24 protein-coding genes are annotated in these 21382 nt (G+C 65.6%); 7 read left to right on the forward strand and 17 right to left on the reverse strand.

The features are described from left to right. Positions 1-55 precede the first annotated feature (55 nt). Positions 56-1051, forward strand: coding sequence for an AraC family transcriptional regulator (locus F7Q96_RS10760; protein ID WP_004350625.1), 996 nt, complete (start codon positions 56-58; stop codon positions 1049-1051). A gap of 47 nt (positions 1052-1098) precedes the next feature. Here the strand turns inward: F7Q96_RS10760 and mobH are convergent, their stop codons facing one another. Further along, on the reverse strand, positions 1099-2991 hold the full coding sequence (mobH, locus tag F7Q96_RS10765) for a MobH family relaxase (RefSeq protein ID WP_004350623.1): 1893 nt from the start codon (positions 2989-2991) through the stop codon (positions 1099-1101). A 315-nt stretch (positions 2992-3306) separates the two neighbouring features. Here mobH and F7Q96_RS10770 point away from each other — a divergent pair, with 315 nt between their 5' ends. The 3 genes from F7Q96_RS10770 (at position 3307) to F7Q96_RS10780 (ending at position 5011) form a co-directional block, all read left to right on the forward strand. Beyond that, the gene (locus F7Q96_RS10770; protein ID WP_003149774.1) at positions 3307-3933 is read left to right on the forward strand and encodes a hypothetical protein; all 627 of its coding nucleotides are present in this window, start codon (positions 3307-3309) and stop codon (positions 3931-3933) included. 12 nt (positions 3934-3945) lie between these two features. Continuing rightward, positions 3946-4578: an RES family NAD+ phosphorylase gene (locus F7Q96_RS10775; RefSeq protein WP_003149772.1), complete on the forward strand. Its 633-nt coding sequence runs from the start codon at positions 3946-3948 to the stop codon at positions 4576-4578. A 73-nt stretch (positions 4579-4651) separates the two neighbouring features. Then, on the forward strand, positions 4652-5011 hold the full coding sequence (locus F7Q96_RS10780) for a DUF3742 family protein (RefSeq protein ID WP_003149770.1): 360 nt from the start codon (positions 4652-4654) through the stop codon (positions 5009-5011). A 15-nt stretch (positions 5012-5026) separates the two neighbouring features. On the opposite strand, the gene F7Q96_RS10785 is transcribed toward F7Q96_RS10780, so the two are convergent. From F7Q96_RS10785 to F7Q96_RS10860, 16 genes are all read right to left on the reverse strand, one after another. Next, positions 5027-6574, reverse strand: a complete 1548-nt coding sequence (locus tag F7Q96_RS10785) for a conjugal transfer protein TraG N-terminal domain-containing protein (RefSeq protein ID WP_004350620.1) — start codon at positions 6572-6574, stop codon at positions 5027-5029. Between the two features lie 15 nt (positions 6575-6589). Then, positions 6590-6946: a hypothetical protein gene (locus F7Q96_RS10790; RefSeq protein WP_003149767.1), complete on the reverse strand. Its 357-nt coding sequence runs from the start codon at positions 6944-6946 to the stop codon at positions 6590-6592. Further along, on the reverse strand, positions 6943-8337 hold the full coding sequence (locus tag F7Q96_RS10795) for an integrating conjugative element protein (protein ID WP_003149765.1): 1395 nt from the start codon (positions 8335-8337) through the stop codon (positions 6943-6945). The genes F7Q96_RS10790 and F7Q96_RS10795 overlap by 4 nt, the downstream gene beginning before the upstream one ends. Before the next feature lie 9 nt (positions 8338-8346). Beyond that, positions 8347-9297 (reverse strand): TIGR03756 family integrating conjugative element protein, encoded by a 951-nt coding sequence (locus F7Q96_RS10800; protein ID WP_004350617.1) that lies wholly within the window; start codon positions 9295-9297, stop codon positions 8347-8349. Next, entirely contained in the window at positions 9294-9740 is a 447-nt protein-coding gene (locus tag F7Q96_RS10805) for a TIGR03757 family integrating conjugative element protein (protein ID WP_004350615.1), read from the reverse strand. Before F7Q96_RS10805 ends, F7Q96_RS10800 begins: the two co-directional genes overlap by 4 nt. A 164-nt stretch (positions 9741-9904) precedes the next feature. After that, complete coding sequence (radC, locus tag F7Q96_RS10810) at positions 9905-10399, reverse strand: RadC family protein (protein ID WP_003149760.1); 495 nt, start codon at positions 10397-10399, stop codon at positions 9905-9907. A 175-nt stretch (positions 10400-10574) separates the two neighbouring features. Then, positions 10575-11339 (reverse strand): DsbA family protein, encoded by a 765-nt coding sequence (locus F7Q96_RS10815; RefSeq protein ID WP_003149757.1) that lies wholly within the window; start codon positions 11337-11339, stop codon positions 10575-10577. A gap of 24 nt (positions 11340-11363) precedes the next feature. Continuing rightward, the gene (locus F7Q96_RS10820) at positions 11364-14255 is read right to left on the reverse strand and encodes a conjugative transfer ATPase (RefSeq protein WP_151022609.1); all 2892 of its coding nucleotides are present in this window, start codon (positions 14253-14255) and stop codon (positions 11364-11366) included. Beyond that, on the reverse strand, positions 14255-14704 hold the full coding sequence (locus tag F7Q96_RS10825; RefSeq protein ID WP_151022611.1) for a TIGR03751 family conjugal transfer lipoprotein: 450 nt from the start codon (positions 14702-14704) through the stop codon (positions 14255-14257). Before F7Q96_RS10825 ends, F7Q96_RS10820 begins: the two co-directional genes overlap by 1 nt. Beyond that, entirely contained in the window at positions 14685-16103 is a 1419-nt protein-coding gene (locus F7Q96_RS10830) for a TIGR03752 family integrating conjugative element protein (RefSeq protein ID WP_003116808.1), read from the reverse strand. Before F7Q96_RS10830 ends, F7Q96_RS10825 begins: the two co-directional genes overlap by 20 nt. Then, entirely contained in the window at positions 16093-17004 is a 912-nt protein-coding gene (locus F7Q96_RS10835; protein WP_003116809.1) for a TIGR03749 family integrating conjugative element protein, read from the reverse strand. The genes F7Q96_RS10830 and F7Q96_RS10835 overlap by 11 nt, the downstream gene beginning before the upstream one ends. Then, positions 17001-17693 (reverse strand): PFL_4703 family integrating conjugative element protein, encoded by a 693-nt coding sequence (locus F7Q96_RS10840; RefSeq protein WP_003116810.1) that lies wholly within the window; start codon positions 17691-17693, stop codon positions 17001-17003. Before F7Q96_RS10840 ends, F7Q96_RS10835 begins: the two co-directional genes overlap by 4 nt. Further along, positions 17690-18088 carry a TIGR03750 family conjugal transfer protein gene (locus F7Q96_RS10845; protein ID WP_003050133.1) on the reverse strand — a complete coding sequence of 133 codons (399 nt, stop codon included), beginning with the start codon at positions 18086-18088 and terminating at the stop codon, positions 17690-17692. The genes F7Q96_RS10840 and F7Q96_RS10845 overlap by 4 nt, the downstream gene beginning before the upstream one ends. A gap of 11 nt (positions 18089-18099) precedes the next feature. Next, on the reverse strand, positions 18100-18459 hold the full coding sequence (locus tag F7Q96_RS10850) for a TIGR03745 family integrating conjugative element membrane protein (protein ID WP_003090173.1): 360 nt from the start codon (positions 18457-18459) through the stop codon (positions 18100-18102). Between the two features lie 16 nt (positions 18460-18475). Beyond that, positions 18476-18709 carry a TIGR03758 family integrating conjugative element protein gene (locus F7Q96_RS10855; RefSeq protein ID WP_088352273.1) on the reverse strand — a complete coding sequence of 78 codons (234 nt, stop codon included), beginning with the start codon at positions 18707-18709 and terminating at the stop codon, positions 18476-18478. Further along, complete coding sequence (locus tag F7Q96_RS10860; RefSeq protein WP_151022616.1) at positions 18706-19089, reverse strand: integrative conjugative element protein, RAQPRD family; 384 nt, start codon at positions 19087-19089, stop codon at positions 18706-18708. Before F7Q96_RS10860 ends, F7Q96_RS10855 begins: the two co-directional genes overlap by 4 nt. Positions 19090-19292: 203 nt before the next feature. Between F7Q96_RS10860 and F7Q96_RS10865 the strand changes: the two genes are divergently transcribed. Genes F7Q96_RS10865 through cap6 form a run of 3 tightly spaced genes read left to right on the forward strand, consistent with a single transcriptional unit; the run spans position 19293 to position 21258 of the window. Beyond that, entirely contained in the window at positions 19293-19763 is a 471-nt protein-coding gene (locus tag F7Q96_RS10865) for a helix-turn-helix domain-containing protein (RefSeq protein ID WP_003050245.1), read from the forward strand. Continuing rightward, positions 19760-20335, forward strand: coding sequence for a PIN domain-containing protein (locus tag F7Q96_RS10870; RefSeq protein WP_003153636.1), 576 nt, complete (start codon positions 19760-19762; stop codon positions 20333-20335). Before F7Q96_RS10865 ends, F7Q96_RS10870 begins: the two co-directional genes overlap by 4 nt. 17 nt (positions 20336-20352) lie before the next feature. Next, positions 20353-21258, forward strand: coding sequence for a CBASS system CD-NTase-associated protein Cap6 (cap6, locus tag F7Q96_RS10875; protein WP_151022618.1), 906 nt, complete (start codon positions 20353-20355; stop codon positions 21256-21258). The last annotated feature ends 124 nt before the right edge of the window (positions 21259-21382 follow it).

Consider the following 21382-nt stretch of genomic DNA (forward strand, 5'->3'; position numbering starts at 1 on the left):
AGGACTTCCTGCGAGCCCAAATGCCGTCGCGGCGGCCACGGTCTCATGCGATCTGGTGGAGGACCTGCTGCGCAGCCTGCGCTCGCTGTGCTCGGACCAGGCCCTGGATCGCTGCCTGCAGCAGGCCGGCATCGTGAAGGCATTCATCAGCCACCCCGGCTCGCGTCTGACGCACGATCAACTGGTCGGGCTGTACCGACGAAGCGCCGCTGCCACCGGCGATGAAATGATGGGACTGTGGAGCCGGCCCATACGGACCGGCGCTTTGAAGTACATCGTCCGAGCGGTCATGGACGCGCCAAGCATCGAGGTAGCGCTGTATCGCTTCACGCAGGTCTGGAACCTGCTGCTGGACGACTACAGGCTGAGTCTCACGAAGGCAGACGCCTCCTTGCGCTTGGAACTTGTCCCGCGGTCTTCCAAAGCGGGGGGGAACCGATTCGGGCACGCACTGATGCTGAAGCTGACGCACGGCATCGTGTCATGGCTCGCCGGCCGAGAGGTCCCGGTGCGCAGTGTGGCCTTCGCTTTTCCACGCCCATCATTTGCAGCCGACTATTCGATCCTGTTTCCGGCCCCGATCGATTTCTGCGGACCCCTCTCTCAGATCACCTTTCACGCCGAACTCGCAAAGGTCCGGCCGAAACGCAGCGCGTCCGACGCGCGCAGCTTCCTGGAGCGGGCGCCGCGCGACTGGATTTTCACCTCCTACCACCAGCACGCCCTCCGGCTGAAGGTGCGTGAGCTGCTGCATGTGGATCTCGGACGGACGCTGGACGATGTTTCCAGCCGGCTGCACATGTCCTCGCGGACATTGATGCGCAAGCTGCAGCAGGAAGGGCTGTCGTTCCAGGGCATCAAGGATGAGTTGCGCAGGGATCTGGCCATCCTCCACCTTGTGCGCAACGACAGCTCACTGGAGGAGATATCCGATGCTTTGGGCTTCAGTGCCCCTGCCGTCTTCCACCGCGCGTTCCGCCACTGGACGGGTATGACCCCCGGACGATACCGGGCGGCGCAGCAGGGCATTTCCCATGGGGTTACGCTCTGACCTGTGCACCGAAGAGCGGGCATCCGGACCGCGCCCACTGGATATCCTCATTTCGCAGCCAGCGAGACTTCACGCCCCGCCTCCTCGTTGAAGAGGCACAAGTAGGGGTTGTTGGGCGGCACTCGCTCGAACAACGCACCGGGCTGCGTCAACAGGTAGCCGTGCAACTGCCGCGATTTGCGCGGCCCTGAGACGTGACAAGTCCAGATGTTCAGGCCGCTGGCCTGCTTGCGGTGCGCGGCCAGCTTCTCGAAGCGCTTTTGTGCCCACTGCCACGGCTCCAGTTTTTCCTGGCGGGCAATGGCTGCCAACTGCGGATGCTCTTGAGCGTATCGCTGGAACACTCCTGGGCTGACCAAGTATGCGGTATCGCTGACGGTATGCACGAGTGCCTTCGCGTCATTGATGATGAGCCGACGCGAGGCAATCCCCTGTTTCAGCCATGCCATGAAGTGCTCGCCAGATGGCTGCACCGTTGTCGCTGCTGGTGTGGCCGCGGGCGCCGGTGATGAGGGTGAAGATGCCACGATCGATGGTGGTGGTGCTTCAGGGCGTGTGGCAGAGAGTTCGGTGGGGATGGTTGACTCATCCTGCTGTGTGGCGGACGAATCGCCCATTCCTACCATCGTCAGCAGATCCTCCATGACGTCGGGCATGGCCTCAGCCAGGGGGGCGATAATTGGGTCAGCAGCGCTGCCGCCTTCCCATGGCGGCGATTCCTGACCTCCTGGGGTCGGTTTCGCCGCGACCTCCGGCGACGATGCCGCAGCGGCGTGCTTCTCGACAGGTGACGTGTCGATCGCTACCGTCCCGGCGAACGGCGCCGGTCGCTCGCCAGCCTCCCAGATCAGCGCAGGTGCGAGGCGCAGCAGCGTGAATGAGTGGGTCCAGCCGGCGTTGCTGGTCACGGTCGCCCGCCAGACCGCCTTCCCGTCCAGTGTGGGCTGCAACATGCCGTGGTCCTGCAGCACGTTGAAGACGGCGGTGTTGTTCGCAGGGATGCCATCGATGCCCTGCGATAACAGGTGCGCGCGCAGCTTGTCCGAGACCGTCTTGCTCACCAGCCACAAGGCATCCTCGGTGAGCCAGCCATCGGAGGCCTCGGGCTGATTCAACTTCAACTCTTCCTTGAGCAGGTAGCGCAACCCGTCAAGCAGCTTGCGTTGCAGCGCGTGCTTGGGCGCGGCCATGGCGCGCGCCGGATCGCCGCCCAGTTCCTGGGCCACGGAGGCGCGGTCGGCCTGCACCACGAGTTCGCCCAGCACACCGGCATGCTCGTACTGGCCGGCCAGGACGTAGAGCAGCGGTCCCCACAGGTCGCGATAGTCACTGAGCCAGTCCAGGAGTTGGGTGTCCAGCAGTTGGCGGTAGAGCAAGCCCGTCGCCGCGCTGTGCAGGCGGTATTCGCGATCGTCGCGGTAGCGGAAGCGGTACGGCTGGTGCAGCGGACCGTACCACGGGTGCCACAGCGAGCCATCGGCCAGTTCGACGTGCAGATCGACGGCGATCTTGCCGATGTCGTGCAACAACGCGGCATAGGCGACCGCAGCAGTCCAGGCTTCAGCCTGCGCAGCTTGGTCCTCGGGGCTTGCGCCGATGGGAAGCAGATGGGACTGCCGCAGCTTGAGGGCATAGGCAACGATCTCCAGGCCATGGTCGAGCATCCCGCCCGGGTACGCATGATGATGCGATTCGGAAGCCGGGAAGGCCTGAACCAGTTCGGCGTAGCGCTCCAGCGGCGCGCGGTACAGGACGGCGAACTGCTTGCGCGACAGAGACGTGCGCTGCCAGATGTGCTCCAGCAGCTTCTGCCGACGCGGGGTGGCCAGCAGCGATGCGGCCGACTCGGGCCGCATCAACCCTTTCGGGAGGTCGGATGCGGGTGGTGGCGTTGGAGCGGTAGCGACCGCGGGCCGTTTTCGCTGGAACAGGGAAAGCATGTGGGTGTCCTGATGACGGGCCGATCGGGAGGCCTTTTGGCCTTTTCGAGGTAGGGCCTTTCCCCTTGCACCCCGTTCCCTTGCCATTTCGGCCCTCTGGCCTTTCACCGTTTCGGTATAGCGGGGCACGGGATGCGATTCCAGCGTCAATGGGGAACTCGGTGGAATGGATTGGACGGCGAGCCGGTGCTGGTCGCGCTCTATGCTGAGTGGACGCCGCTTCCGCCGGGCAGGTTCTCGAAAGGCGACAAAGTTGACAAAAGCGACAATAGAGACTAGAGTGAATCCTGTCTCAAACCTGCCTGGGAGATCACCATGCCCAATGCCATTGAATTCATTGCCGATCGCCTGCCGCGCGTCACGGTGGAGGATGTGCGCCGCTTCGCGGATACCGTCGAAATCCGGGATGCGCCGGCTTTCGCGGCCGAGTTGCAGGCTTTCATTCACGAGCGCGTGGAGGCGGTGAAGCTGCCCGCCAACTTGGACGGAGAGACGGTGGGGCAGGCCCTGGCACGCAAGGCGGCCGCGCTGCGCACCGAAACGCGCTGGGCACCGACTGAAACCGACGTCCAGCGAGGCCGCGCCGTGTTGCTGGAAGCCTTCAACCAGCCGCATAACCTGCCGATCCCCGAGTACGCCAAGCTGGCGGACAAGTCGCGCCAGCAGATCTACAAGGACATCCTCGCCCGTCGGCTGTTGGCGCTGAACGTGGGGCCGCGCGGTCAGAAGCTGCCCGACTGGCAGCTCGACCCGGTAAAGCAGCAGTTGACCCAAACCGTGCTTCAGGAGGTCGAGGGCATCGACCCCTGGACGATCTACCGCGCGCTGTCCGAACCGCTCGAAGGCTTGGGCGGCCGCTCGCCGGTGGATGCGGTGACGCACAGCACGATCGATGACGTGGCCGATGCCGTGTTCAACGTACTGGGCGTTCAGGTGCATTGAAGCGAGATCGCCATGAGCCACGAGCTGCCTTCGTTCCTGATCGATGCCGGTGAACTGCTCCAGCATGTGAGCCGCGTCGTCTATCGGGGCAGCCCGCTGTACTATGGCCGCAGCAGCACCAATCGCTACGATGACCCGGCGCGGGCCTACGGCGTGCTCTACCTGGGGCGCGACCTGCCCACGGCGCTGATGGAGTCGGTGTTTCATAAGCACCAGTGGCTTGCGGACACGAAGCGCTCGATCGCGCTGAAAGAAGTCCAGGCCCGGATGGTGCGCGCAGTAGGCGTGATGGACGATGTGCTCTTGGCCGACCTCACGGCGCCGGGCGTCATGGCGGGCTACTTCGGCCTGAACCTGGAGCAGTTGGCCAGCCGCGACTACACGCACACGCAGCAAGTGTCCGCCCAGGTGCATGCAATTCTCGGAGACGACGGCCAAGCGCTGTTCGACGGGGTGCTCTATCCGTCGCGCAACAACTATCCCGCCAAGAGCATCGCCCTGTTCGAGCGTGCGGCAGCAAAGGTAGGCGTTGTCGATGACATCGACCTGGTGGACCATGTGGACTGGCCGCACTTCGTTGCCACGTATCGCGTCGACGTGGAGCCTGACCCCGGCCCGGTGGAACCGGATGACGAAGCGTCATGAAGCACTTTGAAGCCCGCAGCAGAATGAAATGGACCAAATTGGAATAGGCATCCCTCAGTAGCAGGAGACGACCATGAGCACCACGACCCGCATCAGCACTGCGGAACGCCTCGGCCGCGCCCTTGGCCGCGGGTGGCGCGCCTATGCGCGCAGCGAACGTCGGGCGTCGAACTGGTTGGTGTCCAAGGGTGTGCCGTTGGCTGCCGCCGCCGCGCTGCTGTGGGCCGGCAAACTGGCTGTCCTGGGGCTGCTGCTCTACGTTGCTTTCTGGCTGGCGTTGCTGCTGGTCGCGCTGGTGTTTGTGGCCCGGGGGCACGATACCGTCGAATGGGAGCCGCCCGAACCAGAGTGGCGGCACGGGCACGCCGGTTTTGGCCTCTATACCCACGATGAGTATCGGATAGATTCACATGATCCATCTGATGAGACCTAGCGAAGAAGCAAGGCACTACTTCCTCTTGCTGGGTGTCGATGCCCACTTCATAGCGCCGCCAAAGGCCATGTCGGCGGCTTTGCCGCCGGCCGCTTTGGCGCCTGCCGTACCAGCAGCAAGCCCTTGCAACATGCCCCCCACGGCGTAGCCCGCCCATCCCAAGGCGGTTACCCAGAACAAGGGCAGCACGATGAACATCGTCGCCATGACGAAATTCAACAGCATGTCTCCGAAGGCATTGTTGAGGCCCATGACCGGATCGAAATTCGTATGCGGCCGGTTCCATCCCCAGCCCCATCCGTAGAGCGCGTCCAGAATGGTGCTGTCGATCCAGCGCGCGAGTTGGAACCAGAAATCCACGAAGAACAGCGCAAACTGCACCACGCTGACCGTCACGAGTGTTTTCAGGTTGTAGGTGCTAACCATGAGCACCACCGGAATGCAGACAACCAGCGCCATCTTCAAGAGCGCCAGCACCATCGGAAGAGCCTGGCGCATTGCATCCATGGAGGGGAAGTAGCCCAGCGAGCCTACCGCCAGTCCTACGTCGGCCGCCGCCCGGGTGATGATGTTTGGGTCGGTCATTTCGATCTGGCCACCGTAGTCCGTATAGACGCTGCCTTGGTTCAGCTTCTGCTGTCGCGGTGACGCGATCGCGCGGATCACCGAATCGTCCACCTCGGCACGGCTCAGGAAGCCAGCCCAGCCCGCCAGGCGATTGAGCAGGCTCGGGTCCACCTGACCCAGCAAGCGTGCCCGCAGTCCATTGCTGCCATCGGCCCACCATTGCCTGCAGGTCGGATAGCCGCCGCCGCTGGCCACCTGCGCAAGCCCTGCGTCGCGCGTGCTGTCATAGGGCCAGTCCTCGCGCGGGGTGCTGGAACGGTATGTGTCGTAGTAGCCGTTCGTGTCCGTGAAGAAGCGTGAGCCGATCCAGGTTACGTCGTGCAGCTGCTGCTCATCGAGTTGAGGCCGCTGCATGAACAATTTCGCCCGCGCAGCCCCATAGCAATCCCGCGAGAAATCCGCTACTTCCTGAGCCAACACTGGGTCGTCAATGCGAGTCGCGTCGATCTCCATGCGCATCTGCCGCAGGTCCGTGCCGCACGGGATCGCTGCCACTGAAGCGCCCGTGACGGCGCGCGAGAGCGCGTGCATGAACGCCCACCACACCGGCACCTTCGCCGACTGGTTGTTGATGGTGCTGAAAGATTGCGACCAGCCGGTATTCGAGGGCTGCGGCACACTGACCTGGCATTGCGCCGAGCGCGAGCTGTCGTACTGGATGGTGTTGAGGTCCACGTCGATGAACGGGATGCCCGCGAACATCACCACCACGATGGCGACGAAGACCCGGTTCTCGATGCGGGCGGCGCTCAGCACGCCTTTATTGCCCTCGTCGGCGCCTTCTGCACGGGCCTTCAACCACTCCTGCACGATGATCGCCACGAAAGGCAGCGCGAAGACGCCGCTGGATACCAGCACGGCCCAGATGCCGTTGTTGACGATCCAGGACACCAGCGTAAGGTAATACTCCAGGTAGTCGGTCGTGAACAGAGTCATGGCCCGAATCTCCTCTCAGCCCTGCATCAACAGGCTGGCTTCCAGCGCCACGATGGCGACGACGCCTGCGATCTCGGTGCGCACCAGGCGGTGCCGCGCCTGGGCGTCGTCCTCACGTACCAGCAGCCGGCGGCGCATCCAGATCCACCCGTACACCGTCGCCCCGTATAGACACAGCCGCCACACGAATAAGTAACCCGCAGCGGCGGCGAGCCACCGCTCCCAGCCGGCAACGCTGCCGACCAGGTAGATGCCGGCGATGTTGGCCGCGACCGCGGCGGCAACGATCAGCACCGTCCACAGCAGCGCCTTCGCCGCGCGCCGGCTGAACAGCCAGCGCAAGGGGCGCCAAGTCATGCGCGCCGCGCTCATGGCCTGGCTCCTGGATTGCCCTTCTGCAACTGGTCGAGGCGGTCGGGTACCGGATCACCCTCGTAGATGCCGCGCGAGCCTGCCGCGCGCGTACCGTGCCGCTGGATGATGGCCATCGGTGAGTTGTTTGCCAGCTCGCGCCGAAGCTCCAGCTCCGTCTTCAGGTTGCGGATCTCCCGGTCGAGCGTGTCGCTCTCGTGGTTCACGGCCTTGACCGCGAGTTCGTTGGCTGCGACGTTGGGCTCCTTCTTGCCCGTGAGCAGCGTGCGCTGGAGCAGCAGCGCTTTTTCCAGCACCGACGACAGCGCCACCTCCGACGCGAGGCGCCGCGCCAGAAGGTCCTGGTCCGGCTCGTCGCGCAGCGCCTCGATCACGCCACGCGTGATTGGCAGCGACGTGCTGCCAGCCTCGCGCAGGTTCTCAAAGGTGGTAGTGCGCGTGCCGGAAACCAGCTCCTGAAGGACCTCCAGCTTCGCCTCGTACTCTTCCTGGATCAGCGGCGTCAGCCCGACGCCGGGCACCGTCTCGGTCTTGGTGCAGGAGTCGCAGGTGCGCTGCACCTGCTCTCCGAGGACCCGCGTGGCCCATTCGGTCGCCTGCTGCGGCGACGTCCAGGTCTGGCAGGACAGGCTCGCACAACTGGCGGACGCGATGGAGGATGTGTCCGTCACGCCACGACCGTTGACCAGGTTGTAGCCCGCGCGGGTGACGTCGCCGACCACCCGGATGGCGGACTGGCCTGCGCCACCAGCATTGCTGCCACCCACCCAGGGCACGCCGTCGTTGCCGCGGCGCGTCTCGGCCTGCTCGACGGCCGACACGGCATCGTTGCTGCCAACCGCGTCACGCAAGGCCATGCCTTCGGCCATCTGGCTCCAGCCAAGCTGGCCACCCGCTGTCTCGGCCATCTTCTCCGCCATGGCGCGGCACGTCAGCTTGGAGCGGTCGAAGTCCAGCCGCGCCTGCAGCACGCCGTTGGTCAGCAGGTTGTACAGGCCCGGATCGGCGCGCTGAATGATCAGCGCCGGCAGGGACGCTACCGCGCTGGTGGCGCTCTGGATTACGTTGCTCATGATCTGCTGAAAGCCGTTCGTGATGCCGTTGAGCTGATTGCGCAGCGTGGTCTGGATGCTCATGTCGCCGCAGATCAGGTTGCTGTTCCACCCCACACCGACCCCGATGGAGCGCATGCCGGCCGCGCGGCCCATGGACACCGCGCTGCCGCCGCCGATCGAGTACATGACGTCATCGCCAATGACGGGGCCGCTGTTCTGGTATCCGACCTGTGCCCACGCCAGGCCGCAGACCAGGGCGAGCGTGCCGGCCAGTGCCGTCGGGCGCAGCAGGCGGCACGCCTTGGTGGACAGGTTCTTCGGTTCAGGACGCTTCATCGTGGCACCTCAGAGGAAATCGACGCTGCCGAGGAACACCTGGCCCCGGCGTTCGCAGCACGCATACGGACGCCACAGCGCCCACGCGTAGTCGCCTTGCTGGGCTTGGGTCAGCGTGCCGCTGTGGGGGAACACCACGCAGGTGTTCGACAGGCGCGGCGTCAGTTCCTGCCACTTGCCGGTCGAGGCATCACCTTCCATCAGCGCGCCGGCCGGCCAGTAGCCATCACGCGCGTTGGCGAGCAGCGGCTGGTACACGTGCAACTGCCCGCGCCGCGTGACGACGTCACCGGCGCGCTGAGCCACGACCGCCCCGGATTTGTGGTCGTCGGTCTGGTGCAGGAAGCCGCCGCGCGGATAGACATTGCCCCAGAGGTTCATCGTGGTGCGCGCACCGACCTCGCGCCGGCCCGGGATCAGCGCCTCCGGGTAGGCCATCTCGGGCACGTTGTAGCGCCAGGCCAGCGTGTCCAAGGTGCTGAGCAGATACGGCATGAAGGCCGTTCCCGCGCCTTGGCAAAAATAGCCCGAGGACGAGGCGAACTGGTTGAACACCTCGCCGCCGGGATGGCCGATGACATCGGCGTTCTTGAATTTGGCGAGGTTGTTTTCGTGGTCTTCGTTGGTGGTGCCGTCGCCGCCTGCCTGGGCCGAGGCGTTCGGCATGCTCATCGCTCGCACTTCGACCCAGGGGTTCTCTCCGGTGTTGCTGTAGCTGGAGACGACCGCATCGGGGACGTAGTGCCGGACCTTGGTGGACGTGCGCACCGAGCAGCCGCCATAGGTGCAATACAGCCAGTAGCAGATGCCCACCACCCGGTACTCCAGGCAGTCCGGCGACATGACGGAGGACACGATGGTGACGGTGTTCAGGGCGTAGCTGCCCGTGGCGCTGACCAGCAGCAGCGAGGCCACGGCGACGCGCAGGCGGCGCAGCAGGTCGAATGGGCGATAGGTCACGGTTGCCTCCTCCGGTGCTGCTCGATGCAGGACACGGCCCGGGCCACGTCAGGCTCGCCATAGACCACATAGCGTTGGTCCACCACGACGGCCGGGATGGTCGTGACACCCAAACTCCATGCGTCGGTGATGCCCTGGTAGGCGGTGCCAATGCGGCGCTGAAGGTCGGTGCCGCCTTGGTTCAGGCGTTGCCGGACGATGGCTGCTGCGCGCTCGGGGTCGGCTGGCAGATCTGCGGAAAGCTCTGCTTCGAGCCCGGATGCCCGGTCCAGCTCGATCAGCCGCTCGCCGCCCATGGTCTTGACCGGGTGGCGGCTGTCGGTGACGACCACCACGTCGGCGGCGAACGCGGCCGGGCTGAATGCCGCGAACGACGCCGGCAGCACGATGGCCAGGCCAAGGGTTCGCCAGCCTGGTGCGAACCGGGTAAAAGCTCCTGGCATGTCTTGCACCCCGGAAGTTGATCAGGGCCATAGTCAAACGCCGAACCCCATGCGGCCCCAACAAACAATGCGCATCGCGGCCACCCCGCATACCTGCTTGTGTCGCCGCGCAGAAAAATGCGGAGGCCGAAGCCTCCGCGCTGATCAACGAAGCAGTACAACCCTTACAGCAGGCCGGACTCCGCAAAGGAGAACGGGGCACCCTGGCCGACGATGATGTGGTCCAGTACCCGCACATCGATGAGCGCCAGCGCGGCCTGCAGTTGCTGGGTCAGCATGCGATCCGCGCTCGACGGCTCGGAAATGCCCGAGGGGTGCTGGTGCGCGAAGACCACCGCGGCCGCATTCAACTGCAGAACACGCTGCACAACGACACGCGGATAGACCGAAGTCGCGTTGATCGTGCCCCTGAACAGCGGCTCGTAGGCCAGTACCTGGTGCATGCTGTCCAGGAACACAGCGACGAATATTTCGTTGGGCTCGGCCACCAGCTTCACGCGCAGGTAGTCGCGCACGGCCGTGGGGTCGAGGAGTTTCGGACCCGCTTTGAAAACCCGCTTCTCCAGCAGCGCAATGGCTTGCTGGATGATCCAGTCCTCGTGCTGGGCAGCGATGGCGGAAAGCGACTCCAGGCAGGAGTCATTGACGACGAAAGACATGGCGAACCTCCAAATGGTGAGATCGGAGGGCGCGCGCCCGGGGAGGGCAAGCCCTCCTGGGGAACGAACAAGGTGCATCCATCACCGCGGTGGCGGTGATCGTTCGCGGCCAGGATGCGAGGCGAACGGGTTGCGGTCAGCGCAGCGGACTGCGCCGTAGCCTTGAAGACCGGGGCTACCTGGGCATGTCGCCGACGACGTCGGCAGGCATTTCCGATGTGGGTATGGCGGCGGGATCGCCGGCCGCGAGCATGTCCATGGCCGACAGCAAGGCATCGCCCTCGATCGGGCCCTGCAGCAGGATCGCCTTGCCGGTTTCGCGATCGTGCAGCCGCAGCGATGGCGTGGCGATCACGCCGCTGTTCGTGGCTTCCGCCGTCTGGGCGCGGATCGGTGCATCGGGCCGCTCGCTCGCCAGACACTGCTCGATCGCTGGAGTGAGGTCGGGGTAGCGCAGCCCTTCAGGCAAGCCCTGGCCGTCGCTCCGCGTGTGGGCATAGACCCATTCGACGGCCTGCCAAAAGGCGGCATGGCTGCCGGCTTCGCCCGCGCATTCCGCCAGGCGCGCTTCGGCGGACGCGGCTGGCTCATGCGCGGCCAACGGCAGGTGGTGCCATTGCAAGGTCACGTCCGCATTGCCGGCCACCCAACGCTTGAGCACTGGAAAATAGGACCGGCAGAACGGGCATTCGAGGTCCGCGTAGAGCGTCAGCGTGAAACGCCCTTCCGGATTGCCCATCTGCCACGGAGGCCCAGCCACCTGCGTGTCGCTGACTGGCGCCGAAGTCTGAGGTGTGGACCCGCCTGGCGAACGTGACACGAGCCAGATCAGCAGCAGCGCAACCAGCACCGCGGCCAATGCCCAGGGCCAGCGGAACTGCCAGCGCCGACGACGGAACGCCTGGACCTGCATCGGAATGGATGGGCGTTTCTGTTCCATGGCGTTCTCCGGTGTACGGCAGATTCAGGGCAGGTCCAGGGCCGGCGACTCGATGCCGCGTGCCCGGTCGATCTTCTCGGCCACCTTGAAGGCGGCATCCAACTCGCTGACGCCGTGCTGCTGCATGAGCTGGTAGCGCTCGGCCTTCTCTTCGGGTTCGGTCTGCGCGAGCGCGAGATACAGGCTCGGCGGCACGGCGCGGAAGAGCACCTCCATGCTCTTGGAGAGGATGACGCCCTCGGTGAACTTGCCCGCTTCCTTGCGTGCCGAGAGCATCAGCGCTTTCTGCGCTTGGCTCAGTTCGCGGAACCGCGCGATCTTCTCCACTTCATCGGGGGGCATCGACAGGCAGATCCACCACTCGATCATGTTGAGCATCGGCTCCGCGGCGCGCGGTAGGTCGTCAATATTTTGTGTAGCTAGCCAGTACCAGGCCCCCAGCTTGCGCCACATTTTTGTAATTTTCACGGTATACGGCGCGAGCAGCGGGTTCTTGGTGATCACGTGGCCTTCGTCGGTCACGTTGATGATCGGGCGGCCGAGATACTGGTCACGCTCCGCGATGTTGTTCACCGTGCTGATGAGGCTGATGTACGCGATCGAGAGCTGCGCGTTGTAGCCCTCGCGGGCGTAGGTCGCCAGATCGACCAGCGTGATGTCGGCCTCGGGCCACGGCGTGCCGTCGCGGTCGAACATCTCGCCGTCCGTGCCTTGGCAGAACATGTCCATCGCGTCCGCCATCTCCAGCAGCCGCACGCGCCGCATCTCGGGCAACGTCGGGTCCTGGCCGCGGGTGCGCAGCGCATTGCGCACATCGCGCGTGAGCACAGTGCGCTTCTCTGCCACGCAATGTTCGGCCGCGTCGAGGATGCACTGGCGGATCAGCGAGCGGTCGGCCCGCGTCATCCGCGCTTCTTCCTTGTCTTCGCCGCCCGTGATCATCAGCCGTGCCGTGATCTCCAGCTCGCCCAGCACGTCGCGCTGCTCGTCCGCCTCCATGGCCGAGGCATCCGGTGGCAGGTCTTCGTCCAGTGCATCGGCATCGAGCGTCTGCACGTCGCTGGGCGTTTCGATCAGCCGGCGTGCGTCGGCGAACGGCGCCAGGCTGATGCCCGAGCCGGGTGCCAGCTTGACCCGGTTCACGGTCAGCCCCAGGCGCCTGGCGAAGTCGCTGAACAAGCCGAAGCTGTTGCCGGCTTCCACGATGAAGAGGCGCGGCCGATAGATCGCGGTGACCTGGTTCAGCAGGTTGTTGAGCGTGGCGCTCTTGCCCGAGCCCGTGGGACCGAACAGGAACAGATGGGCATTCATCTGCCGATCCAACCTGTTCAAGGGGTCAAACGTAATCGGGCCGCCTCCGCGATTGAACATCGTGATGCCGGGGTGCCCCGTGCCCTGGGCGCGGCCCCACACCGGCGACAGGTTCGCCGCGTGCTGGGCGAACATCAGTTGCGTGTACCACCGGCGCCGGTCCTTGCCGGGGTTGTAGCAGCACGGCAGCCAGCGCAGGTAGCTGTTGAGCGGCGCCACCTCGTCGTCCTCGCGCACCGGCTGCAGGCCGGCGTTGAGCATCACGTTCGCGAGGTCCAGGCCGCGCCGATCCAGTTCCGCCTCGTCGCGCCCGCGTAGGTAGAACGCCAGAGTGCCCCGGTAGAGCTTGTGCGCGCTGCCGATCAGGGAGCGGGCTTCATGCACGTCCTTGAGCGTCTGCTCCGACGCCAGCGTCTCGCCCACAGCTTTCTTCGCCAGATGGTTGAGGTCCGATTCGAGGACGTCCTGCGGCGTGGCCACCATGGTGAGACACATCAAGGTGTCCTCGGGCATCTGATCGAATAGCGTGTTGATCGCGTCTCCCTTGCGGGTCTCGCCGGTCAGGTGCCCGGTGCCGGGCGGCATGCGCAGCCGGTCGGTGATCAGCACGCGGTGCGGCATGCCGTCGAAGTACCAGGCCCCTTGCGCCACGTCCGAGCGCGGCTGCCCAAAGAACAGCCGCTGGCTGAAATCCCGCCCGCTCGCCAACTCGATCTCGCCGGCCTCGCTTTCCTCGGTACTGTCCGGATAGCGCGCCAACGCGTAGAAGCGCTCCCGGTCCTCCACCCCAGGGCCGAGCAGCGTGGGGCGCGGGTTGAACCATCGCAGCAGCCAGTCGTGAACGTCCGCTGCAACCATGCGCCGGGCCTGGATGCCGGCGTTCGCCAGGCCGCCGCATAGGCGGTCGCAGACGATGCCCAGCATCTGCTCGGGTGTCTGGCCGCGGCGGTTTGCCTGTCCCTGTCCGCTCGCGCGGCGGTACACCACCATGCGCACACGCCGCGTCTGCCCGCGCCAGCGCAGCCGCGTAACCACCGTGTCCTCGAACAGGCCGCCGGGCTTGGCCACAGCGCGCAGGTGGTGGCCGAAGAAGCGCAAGTAGAACTCGGTGAACGCCGAGCCGCGCGCACGTGGCTGCACGTAATCGCGCAAGGTCTGCATGTACTGGTCGAAGCTCGGTTCGTCCTGGGCATAGAGCTGGAGCACCCACGGGTTCTCGTCCAGTTCATCGAAGCTGTCCTGAAGCGCGTTTTCCAGGGCGTCGCGGGCATGCGCGAGCCAGCCGGGTTCCCGGCCTTCGGTGCCCAGCGGCACCAGCTCGTAGAAGGCGGCCACCGATTGGCCGTCCTCCAGGAGCATCGATTTCGACTCGGGCAAGAACTCCACCCAGGGCAGCAGTTCCACGAAGGACGGCGCAACGTCGTACAGCGCCTGCTCGTCGGCCACGGTCGCCGGCTTGCGGCCGTGGACTGCCGAACCGGGTTCGGGGATGCCGGCCTGGCGCAAGGCCTCGACGTGGCGCTGCCAGCTGTCCGGCTGCTCATCGCTAGCCGGGCTACTGGAGCCGGCGCCGGCCAGCTTCGGCCATGGAAGTTTCCACCGCATCAGTAGTCCTCCGTCCTCTCGCCAGGCATCGCGTACTGCACGCGCTGGTACAAGGGGAAAACCGTCGTGTAGCCCGGCACGGGAACGGGGTCGGTGCCGGCCAGGTGCGGGTACACGTACATCACGAGATCGGGATTGGGCAGACGCTGGAACTGGCGGTGAACCTCATTGCGCGCGGTGCGCGTGTAGCGCATCTGCTCGACGGGTGCGACCTGCACGTCGGCGTCGGTCAGGGGCCGACGCAGGCTCTGGCGCGCATCGAGCAGCTGGCGGCCGGCGTTCCGTCCGGCTGCGCCACCGCCGTCGCCGGCCTCCTGCTGCCAGATGTCCATCATCGTGCGGTCACCGTGGGTCAGCAGCTTTTCCTTGCTGGTGGCGCAGCCGCCAAGCACCGCGACGGCGAGGGCCAGTGCCAGGCCACGGGCCAGGTTAGTCAAGTTCGAGTGCATGGCTTTCTCCTGCGCGGTGATCGACCTTGCGGCCTTCGGGATCGAAGTCGATGGCGAGCGGCTTTTCGAGGTGGACGGCAACCTTGGCGCCGGGCTGGACATAGACGGCGGCGAACGCCTGGCCGTACAACTTGTTGACCCAGGCCGACATGTCCCGCACGCCGCCCGCCAGAATCTGGCCGACCGCTTCCTGGCCGGTGATGCCCACGGTGCCGATGGAGCCGTCCGAGCCGACATAGGACATGCGGCCGCTGTCGCTCTCGATGAGTGAGGCCACACCGGCGCCGGCCGCGGTGATCAGGGCCTGCGAGCCGAGGTATTGCTGGGCGTTGCTGCGCCGCTCGCCGCTGACGCAAGGAATGCCGTGGGGATCGCTGATCCAGCCCAAGCCATCGCGCTGTTGGTTGTTCTGCTGGTTGCCCTCGCGGTCTTCGGGGATCGTGCGAATCGTGCCGTCGTGGAAGACGAACGTGATGCTGCGCACCTGGCCGCGCACGCACGAGAGCGTCCAGTCGCCCGAAGCGGTGCCGCTGAACACGGCGCCGGCCACGTCGGGAATGTCGATGCCATTGGCGGTCAGGTTGTCCGGCCCGACCAGAACTTTGAACGGATAGGGATCGTTGACCGTGCCGTCGATCGGCACGCGGCCGATCAGCGCTGTCATGGCGACCGAACCCATGAGCGTGGAGTTGGTCGGCACGGTGTAGACCGGCTTGGCACTCTTGACCCCGGCGGCGCGGGCGCCCGCGTTGGCCACGGTTTCCGCAGTGGTTTCGAGCGTGCTCTGCGCCGGGCCGAAGCTCGTGGGGAAGCTCATGCCGCCGCTCGCGCCACGCCCCCCGTTGCGCCCCTCGGCGGGCTTTGCGTCGTCCGGCTCGACCCACCGCACGCCGCCCTCCATGCCTGCCTCGTCGCCGCCCTGCAGCCCCAGGCCCACGGGCAGGTCCGCATGGCCGCCGCCGCGCCCGCCGATGCTGTCCAGACGCCGCTGCAGGTCGGCGAGCAGCCCTTCGGTCTGCTGGCGCGCGCTGGCCGCCTGCTCTTGGTCGCGGCGCAGGTTGGACCGCTCGGATTCGAGCGCCGAGTTGATGCGCTGGTCGATGGAGTTCTCGCGCTGGCGCAGTCGCTGGTTCTCTTCACGCTGCGACTTGTTGTCCGAGAGCGCGGTCTGAAGCTCGGTGCGCAACTGCTTCACTTGGGCAACGAGCGTCGCCACGGTGTCGCGCGGGGTGTCGCCTTCGATGCCCAGCGCCTTCATTTCATCGGGCGTGAGCTGGGCGCCGTTGTCCGCCGCGGGTGGCGCCGTGCTGCCTCCACCCGAGAACAGCCGGATACCGACGAACAGCACCAGGATGGCAACAGGGATCATCAGCCACTTGAGCAGGCCGTTACTGCGCATGGCGGGCCTCCTTGGTGTTCTCGTCGCCGTCCGGCTGCGGCAGATGCACGGCCGGGTCGAAGCGGTGAATCGCCGGCAGCAGCGACTGCGCGAGACCGCGGCCGCGCGTGACCAGGTACAGGACGGTCGTGTCCTCGGGCGTGCCGCGCGGGCCCAGCGCCTCGTGCTGGAAGGTGGCGGTGAGGAAATCGCCTTGCAGCACGCGCGGGTCGAGCGTGATCCAGCCGCCGCTGCCGTTGGTTAGGCGCACGGCAGTGACCCACTGGTCCTCCAGGCGCCACGACGCGAGTGCGACCGCGCGCACGGGCAGCGTTGGCATCAGTGTGTCCAGGTCGAGGTCGCGGGGCAGGTTGACCCGCATGACGCCCGGAAGCGGCTCGACGGTGCGCAGCGGTGCGTAGAGGTTCTGCGCGGCGAAGCGCGTCAGCACGACAGGGACCGGAGTTTCGCGCCGCGCGGTCCGCGCACCTGCTTGGCCCTGGGCGCGTGCCGGGGCCTCGGCACTGTCGGCCTGCTCGCCATAGCGTCCCGGTGCGCTGTCACCCTCGACGATGCGCACCGGCTCCAGCTCGGCTTCCCCGTCCTTGGGTGGTTCGGCTGCGATGTCCAGCAGGATCAGCGCGCCCGTGTCGGCGTCCTGCAGTTGCAACCGCGTGGGCTCGATCGGCTCGCTGGCGCGCAGGTACACCGCGCCCCCCGCACTCTGCACGCGCAGGCGTTCGCCCACGCCCGCGGGCACGCCCACGCGCACGTTGCGGTCGATGAACACGATGCGTTCCTGACCGACCTTCAGCGGCACTGCCAGTGGCATGCGTTCCCAGCGCAGGATTTCCACTGCATGGGCGACGGGTGCCGCGGCCACGGCCAGTAGCCCCAGCAGCGCGAGTACAGGGTGCTTCATGGGGTGTTTCCTCCTTGAGGCGCTTGCGGAGACAGGCCACTCGGCGCCGGGCGCGTCGGCTCCGGTGCACTGATGCGCTGGGGCGCGCCGTCGTAGCAGTCCAGCGCCAGGCCGAACGGGTTACGGGCGGGATCGACGTCCACCCGCGTGACCTTGATCGGATAGCGCACCAGGGCGCGCTTGACCTGCTCGGCGCCGTAGTACTCGTCCGCCGTGATGTCCAGCGTCACCACCCAGTCGCGATCGGACACGGTGCGCACGCGCGCCGTGGGGTCGTCGCCATAGCCGCGGCCGGGAATCTCGTAGATGCCGCGCACGCGCTGACGCAGCTCGCCCGTGGAGCGGCGGTAGTCATAGTCCGCCCGCAGGAAGGCCTGGCAGGACGGGGTGAGGTACGGCGAGAGCGTGTGGAGGTTGCGCGAGTAGTCTTCCTCGCCATTGGTTGGCCAGCGGTTCAGCGTCTGGAACACGTAGAACGTGAACGCATAGACCGATTCGGGCGGCACTTCCCACCACTTGCGGGTACTGCCGGAGCGCAGGTCGGGCGGGACGTGGATGGTCAGGTCGCGCGGCGCGCTCCACCAGCCGCCGCCCATGACCAGGGCGACGACGACCAGCGCGCCCGCGGCCAGCCGCAAGGTCTTGATGTGCGCCTGCAGGTGGGTGATCTCGTTTTTGAAGCGGCTCATCGCATGCTCCTGCGGGTGGACCAGAAGCCCGAGCGCGAGATCAGCACATGGCCACCCACCCAGCCGGCCATCAGCGGATGGCGCGTGGCGATGCGCCATTGCAGTTGCCGATACAGCCAGGTGTCGGGACGCCCACGCTTGAGGCGGCGCAGGATGCCGCCGCCGATGAAGACGCCGAGCGCCACGCCCAGGACGACGAAGGTCGGCGCCAGCGCGATCGTGCGGAACACCCAGGACAGCGGCGCGCCGACCAGCAGGCCGGCGGCACCGGACAGGCCGCAGCAAATCCAGAGTTCGTCAGCGGTGAGGCCGCGCACCACAACGGGATGGCGGTTGAGCCGGTGCGGAAGGAAGGTGACCGTTCCGTCCGCACGGACGTGCTGCTGCTCGGACATACCGGCCTCGCTTACAGGATGCCGGTGGCTTCGGTGAGCAGCCAGATGCCGATCACAAGCAGCACGGCGCCGATGGCGACCGTGAGGCCGAACTGGCCCCACGTCTTGCGGCCGGTGTGGATCTCCGCGTAGGTCCCGTAGGCGTGGTAGCAGACGCCGATGAACATCGACGCCACCACCAGCAGGGCCACGAGCATGATGATGTCGTAGCCGTAGTTGCGGATCGTCTCCATGATGCCGTTGCCGGTGCCGCGCGTGGGGTTCTCCAATTGCGGCAGACCTTGCGCGAACGACAGCGCCGGCAGCGCGGCGGCGCCCAGGGCCACGGCGGCGCGCTGGGCAAAACGGGAAGTGAGGTTGCGGTTGTGCATGGTCGGGCCTTTCAGGTCAGGACAGAAGGAAGAAACTCAGGACGAGGTACATCGCGACGAAGCGGATGCAGACGCCGAGGAACTGGCGCTGGTTGAGGCGGCTCTCGGACCACCCCACGTAGGCCGTTCGGATGGCCCAGACGCCCCACACGAGCAGGACCGCGAACACGACGCCGACCAGAACGGTCGCCATCGCGGAAGGCGCGCTACCGCTGTTGGCTTGAAATGCCGAGACCTGGGCGCCGTTCATTGCTTGCCCTCCGCAGTCGTCGCCGGCAGCGGCTCGGCCGCCCGCTCGGTGCGGTAGTCGCCGGCCAGTTCGGAGGGGTCGCGCGGCTGAGCGCGCGATGGCGTCAGGTGAAACTGGATGCCGGCGCGAACGCGCGCCAGGTCAGCCAGCAGCCGCGGGTAGTCGAAGTGGTAGCGCTCGCCCGGCTGGATGGGGGCATGCGCGGCGCTGTCCGCGACGGTGCGCTCCAGCGCGTCGAGCTGGCGCAGTGCGGCGACCAGCTCCTGGCGCTGTGCCGGGGACTCGGCCAAGGCCATCTGGGACTGACCCAGCAGGAGGGCCGTCACGAGAAAAGTGGGCACGCCGCGATGCGCGGCGCGCAGCCAGATCGAAGCCACCATCGCGCCATTCCTGTGTGATCAGCAATGGGGTGATCGTGGAGATCAGGGCTGTTTTAGGCCGCAAACAATAGGAACTGGCGGACGACCGGATTGGGCATACCGCGAGCGAACCTACAAAAGCCCGGGTTGAGTTTCGATTATTGCGTTTTTCGAGTGTTTCGAATATGATCGGCTCTGCAACCGTTTTCGCTTAGGAGCTACCCATGACCACCGCCACTGCCCAATCCAAGATGACCCTTCCCGCCGCGGGAGAGGTTAAGGCAGCCGTCCAGGGTCAACGTGCCTTGGCGGCTTACCTCGCAACCCAGTTCGAGACGCAGCACATCCAGATCTTTGATGACCACAAACAGGCTCATCAGGTGGAACTGCCTACCTCGGCTTTACGCCTGCTGGTCGACATCCTGGCCGAGTTGGCCGATGGCAATGCAGTAAAGGTGGTGCCCGTCCATGCAGAGCTGACGACCCAAGAGGCGGCGGACTTGCTCAACGTGTCCCGTCCCCATTTCGTCAAGCTGCTAGAAGATGGGGTGTTGGCATTTCATCGCACCGGCAAGCACCGCAGGGTGAGGTTCGCCGATCTGATGCAGTACAAGGAAGCGCGCGAGCGCGCCAGTGAGCAGGCGATGGCCGAACTCGCTCAGCAGTCGCAAGAGTTGGGAATGGGATACGAATGAGGCATTCCCCATTCACCGCCGTCTACGACGCGTGCGTTCTATATCCCGCGCCACTGCGGGATTTCCTGATGTGGCTCGGCCTGTCTGGCCGCTTCCGGGCGCGGTGGAGCCAAGCCATTCATGAGGAGTGGAAACGCAACCTGTTGATCAACCGCCCCGATCTCACCCGGGTTCAGGTCGACAGGACGTCGGATCTCATGGACAGGGCCATTCCGGACGGCTTGGTGGAGGGCTACGAAGCGCTCGTGGCAGGCCTGACATTACCCGATCCGAATGATCGGCACGTCCTGGCTGCGGCGATTCGCTGCGGTGCGAGCGTGATTGTGACGTTCAACGAACGTGATTTCCCGAACGATCTGCTGGCTCCGTACGGCATCGAATCGCAGCACCCCGATGAGTTTGTGGACAACCTGCTGGATCTGGATGCGGCCGCCGTAGTGTCGGCTGCGCAGCGCCAGCGTGCCCAACTCAAGCATCCGCCGATCGATGTGGACCGCTATCTCGAAATCCTGCTGCGCCAAGGCCTTGTGCAAACGACCAAGGTGCTGGCGACCTATCGCACCATTCTCTGACCCGCCGAGAGCCACGGATGACCAAGAATCCTTCATCAGACGCCACTTTGCCGAAAGGCATCCATCGAAGCTGGAAGCTGCCGGATAAGTCGCTGGGTGACTTGTGGGATTCGATCGTGATGGACGAAGCCATCAAAAAACAGTTGCTGTCACAAGCGATCGTCAACTTCACGGTGCGCCCCAAGGTGGAGCGCACGGTACTCCCCCTGCACGGCGTGATCTTGTTGGTCGGCCCGCCGGGGACTGGGAAGACCTCCTTGGCACGGGGCTTGGCGCATCGTGTGGCCGAATCTTTTTCTTCTGCGAAGTTTCGATTGCTGGAAGTGGAGCCTCACACGCTGACGAGCTCTGCAATGGGAAAGACTCAACGCGCCGTGGCAGACCTGTTCTCGCAATCGATCGCAGAATCCGCAGCGGCGGGCCCGACGATCGTCCTTCTGGACGAGGTCGAAACGCTTGCGGCTGATCGAGCGAAGCTCAGCCTGGAAGCCAACCCGGTTGATGTGCACCGGGCCACCGACGCGGTGTTGGTGCAGTTGGACATGTTGGCCGAACGCAACCCGCATCTGCTGTTCGTGGCCACCAGCAACTTCCCACAGGCCGTCGACAGTGCCTTCCTATCTCGTTGCGACATGGTGATGGAGGTGCCACTGCCCGGCAAGGATGCCTGCAAGCAGATCCTGGTGGACTGCCTGAATGGCCTGGCAAAGACATTTCCGGGGATTGGCAAGCTTTCCTCGGCTCACCAGTTCGACGTGTGCGCTGGCGAGTGCGTCGGATTGGATGGTCGGGCCATTCGCAAGGTCGTAGCCAACGCCCTCGCGGCCGACCCGCAAGTGGCTATCGATCCGAACAAGCTTTCCGTAGAGCACCTGCGCAGTGCGATACGACAGGCAAAGCAAATGCGCCTTCAAGGAGGGTGACCTGAGACGGATCGTGTAGCCAGTTGGCTGGTGAGTTCTCTACCCTCGACAGGAAGGAGAGCTCCATGAAGAAGCGATTCACCGACGAACAGATCATCGGCATCCTGCGTGAGGCCGAGGTCGG

Source organism: Cupriavidus gilardii (assembly GCF_008801915.1).
Classification (GTDB): domain Bacteria; phylum Pseudomonadota; class Gammaproteobacteria; order Burkholderiales; family Burkholderiaceae; genus Cupriavidus; species Cupriavidus gilardii.

Bases quoted from the DNA above. Each gene is read 5' to 3' on its own strand.
- F7Q96_RS10815 (WP_003149757.1), bottom strand. From the start codon at position 11,339: ATGGAACAGAAACGCCCATCCATTCCGATGCAGGTCCAGGCGTTCCGT.
- F7Q96_RS10775 (WP_003149772.1), top strand. From the start codon at position 3,946: ATGAGCCACGAGCTGCCTTCGTTCCTGATCGATGCCGGTGAACTGCTC.
- radC (WP_003149760.1), bottom strand. From the start codon at position 10,399: ATGTCTTTCGTCGTCAATGACTCCTGCCTGGAGTCGCTTTCCGCCATC.
- F7Q96_RS10860 (WP_151022616.1), bottom strand. From the start codon at position 19,089: ATGGTGGCTTCGATCTGGCTGCGCGCCGCGCATCGCGGCGTGCCCACT.
- F7Q96_RS10845 (WP_003050133.1), bottom strand. From the start codon at position 18,088: ATGTCCGAGCAGCAGCACGTCCGTGCGGACGGAACGGTCACCTTCCTT.
- F7Q96_RS10790 (WP_003149767.1), bottom strand. From the start codon at position 6,946: ATGAGCGCGGCGCGCATGACTTGGCGCCCCTTGCGCTGGCTGTTCAGC.
- F7Q96_RS10820 (WP_151022609.1), bottom strand. From the start codon at position 14,255: ATGCGGTGGAAACTTCCATGGCCGAAGCTGGCCGGCGCCGGCTCCAGT.
- F7Q96_RS10830 (WP_003116808.1), bottom strand. From the start codon at position 16,103: ATGCGCAGTAACGGCCTGCTCAAGTGGCTGATGATCCCTGTTGCCATC.
- F7Q96_RS10835 (WP_003116809.1), bottom strand. From the start codon at position 17,004: ATGAAGCACCCTGTACTCGCGCTGCTGGGGCTACTGGCCGTGGCCGCG.
- cap6 (WP_151022618.1), top strand. From the start codon at position 20,353: ATGACCAAGAATCCTTCATCAGACGCCACTTTGCCGAAAGGCATCCAT.
- F7Q96_RS10840 (WP_003116810.1), bottom strand. From the start codon at position 17,693: ATGAGCCGCTTCAAAAACGAGATCACCCACCTGCAGGCGCACATCAAG.
- F7Q96_RS10850 (WP_003090173.1), bottom strand. From the start codon at position 18,459: ATGCACAACCGCAACCTCACTTCCCGTTTTGCCCAGCGCGCCGCCGTG.
- F7Q96_RS10805 (WP_004350615.1), bottom strand. From the start codon at position 9,740: ATGCCAGGAGCTTTTACCCGGTTCGCACCAGGCTGGCGAACCCTTGGC.
- mobH (WP_004350623.1), bottom strand. From the start codon at position 2,991: ATGCTTTCCCTGTTCCAGCGAAAACGGCCCGCGGTCGCTACCGCTCCA.
- F7Q96_RS10855 (WP_088352273.1), bottom strand. From the start codon at position 18,709: ATGAACGGCGCCCAGGTCTCGGCATTTCAAGCCAACAGCGGTAGCGCG.
- F7Q96_RS10795 (WP_003149765.1), bottom strand. From the start codon at position 8,337: ATGAAGCGTCCTGAACCGAAGAACCTGTCCACCAAGGCGTGCCGCCTG.
- F7Q96_RS10865 (WP_003050245.1), top strand. From the start codon at position 19,293: ATGACCACCGCCACTGCCCAATCCAAGATGACCCTTCCCGCCGCGGGA.
- F7Q96_RS10785 (WP_004350620.1), bottom strand. From the start codon at position 6,574: ATGACTCTGTTCACGACCGACTACCTGGAGTATTACCTTACGCTGGTG.
- F7Q96_RS10825 (WP_151022611.1), bottom strand. From the start codon at position 14,704: ATGCACTCGAACTTGACTAACCTGGCCCGTGGCCTGGCACTGGCCCTC.
- F7Q96_RS10770 (WP_003149774.1), top strand. From the start codon at position 3,307: ATGCCCAATGCCATTGAATTCATTGCCGATCGCCTGCCGCGCGTCACG.
- F7Q96_RS10780 (WP_003149770.1), top strand. From the start codon at position 4,652: ATGAGCACCACGACCCGCATCAGCACTGCGGAACGCCTCGGCCGCGCC.
- F7Q96_RS10870 (WP_003153636.1), top strand. From the start codon at position 19,760: ATGAGGCATTCCCCATTCACCGCCGTCTACGACGCGTGCGTTCTATAT.